Annotated in this window: 2 protein-coding genes; both read right to left on the minus strand. The window is 66.2% G+C overall.

Annotated elements, in window-relative coordinates; genetic code table 11:
- On the minus strand, positions 1 to 150 hold a 150-nt coding region (locus tag C5O79_RS37810), incomplete at its 3' end, for an FAD-dependent oxidoreductase (RefSeq protein ID WP_124636892.1).
- 36 nt (positions 151 to 186) lie between these two features.
- Positions 187 to 1,977, minus strand: coding sequence for an acyl-CoA dehydrogenase (locus C5O79_RS37815; RefSeq protein ID WP_122478861.1), 1,791 nt, complete (start codon positions 1,975 to 1,977; stop codon positions 187 to 189).
- Positions 1,978 to 2,193: the final 216 nt, after the last annotated feature.

Genomic DNA, 2,193 nt, shown 5'->3' on the forward strand with positions numbered 1-2,193 from the left:
GCACACGCCGATCTCGGTGCCTTTCTCGGCGGCCAGCTGCTTGAGCCGGATCGCCGCCGACAGCCCGGCGGGGCCGCCGCCGACGATCACGACGTCGTATTCCATCGATTCGCGCGGGCCGTATTGCGCGAGCAAGTCCTGTGTGGTCAAAATCCTGTCTCCTCCTGCGTCCCGACCGTCAGCCGGTCAGAACTGGTCTTCCGTCAACGCGAGCACGCCCTCGTTGCCTTTCGTGCCGACGATCGACGCTTCGAATGCGCCTGCCTGCACCAGCACGTGCTCCGCATAGCATTGCGCGATCGCGATCTTCGCATCGAAGAACGCCGGATCGCTCGCGCGGTTCGCGTGCGCCGCCACTAGCGCGCGGCCCATCTGCCACCCGCACAGCACCACGCCCGCCAGCTTCAGGTACGGCACGCTGCCCGCGAACACCGCGTTCGGGTCCTGCTTCACGTTCGCCACCACGTAGTCGACTACCGACGACAGCGCCTTCGCGCCCTTCTCCAGCTGCGCCTTCACCGAGGCCGCCGCCGCACCGTCCAGCTTGCCCAGCGCCGCCACCGTGTCGCCGATCTCCGCGATCAGCGCCTTCGCCACCGCGCCGCCGTCGCGCATCGTCTTGCGGCCCACCAGGTCGTTCGCCTGGATCGCCGTCGTGCCTTCGTAGATCGCCAGGATACGTGCATCGCGGTAATACTGCGCCGCGCCCGTCTCCTCGATGAAGCCCATCCCGCCGTGCACCTGCACGCCCAGGCTCGCCACGTCGTTCACCATCTCCGTGCTCCAGCCCTTCACCACCGGCACCAGATACTCGTAGATTGCCTGATGACGGGCCCGCGTCGCCTCGTCCGAATGGCGGTGGGCAATGTCGCTGTGCGCGGCGGCCACGTATGCCAGCGCCCGTGCGCCTTCGGTCAGCGCGCGCATCGTGCCGAGCATGCGGCGCACGTCCGGGTGATGGATGATCGTCACCGACTGCTTGGCCGAACCGTCCACCGGGCGGCTCTGCACACGCTCCTTCGCGAATTCCGCGGCCTTCTGGTATGCACGGTCGGCCACGCCGATCCCCTGCATGCCGACGCCGAAGCGCGCCGCGTTCATCATGATGAACATGTATTCGAGGCCGCGGTTTTCCTCGCCGACCAGGTAGCCGATCGCGCCGCCGTGATCGCCGTACTGCAGCACCGCCGTCGGGCTCGCCTTGATCCCGAGCTTGTGCTCGATCGACACGCAGTGCACGTCGTTGCGTGCGCCCAGCGAGCCGTCGTCGTTGACCATGAACTTCGGCACGATGAACAGCGAAATGCCCTTCACGCCTTCCGGCGCGTTCGGCGTGCGCGCCAGCACCAGGTGGACGATGTTGTCCGCCATGTCGTGCTCGCCCCACGTGATGAAGATCTTGGTGCCGAACACCTTGTACGTGCCGTCGCCCTGCGGCTCGGCGCGCGAGCGCACCAGCGCGAGATCGGAGCCGGCCTGCGGCTCGGTCAGGTTCATCGTGCCGGTCCATTCGCCCGAGATCAGCTTCGGCACGTAGCGCTGCTTCTGCTCGTCGGTGCCGGCCGTCAGCAGCGCTTCGATCGCGCCGTCGGTGAGCAGCGGACAGAGCGCGAACGACAGGTTCGATGCGTTGAGCATCTCGATGCACGGCGTCGCGATCAGCTTCGGCAGCCCCTGGCCATCGTATTCGGACGGATGCTGCAGCCCCTGCCAGCCGCCTTCGACGAACTGGCGGAACGCGTCCGCGAAGCCCGGCGTTGCGGTCACGACGCCGTCCTTCCAGCTGCTCGGGTTGCGGTCGCCTTCGACGTTCAGCGGGGCCAGCACCTCGCCGCAGAACTTCGCGGATTCTTCGAGCACGGCCTGCGCCGTGTCGTAACCGGCATCCTCGAAGCCCGGCAACTGCGCAACGGCGTCGATGCCGGCCAGTTCCTTCAGCACGAACAGCATGTCCTTGACGGGGGCGTTATAGCTCATGGTCGATGTTCCAATCAGACGGTATATGAGGGGCGCGATGGGGCTTGATGCGGGAGAACCGGCTCGGGCCCTTGCGACGACGTGAGGCATCGTAATGCCGTGGCGGTGGATTCATATTGTCATATCCGGCCCATGTGGTGACAAAATCGGCCACGGGATTGGGGCTGTCGCGTATACACATCTGACGCGGCCGACGAATTAGACGGTGTAGATCTC

It is taken from the genome of Burkholderia sp. SRS-25 (genome assembly GCF_004343765.1).
In the GTDB taxonomy this organism is placed as follows: domain Bacteria; phylum Pseudomonadota; class Gammaproteobacteria; order Burkholderiales; family Burkholderiaceae; genus Burkholderia; species Burkholderia contaminans.

Bases quoted from the DNA above. Each gene is read 5' to 3' on its own strand.
- C5O79_RS37815 (WP_122478861.1), bottom strand. From the start codon at position 1,977: ATGAGCTATAACGCCCCCGTCAAGGACATGCTGTTCGTGCTGAAGGAA.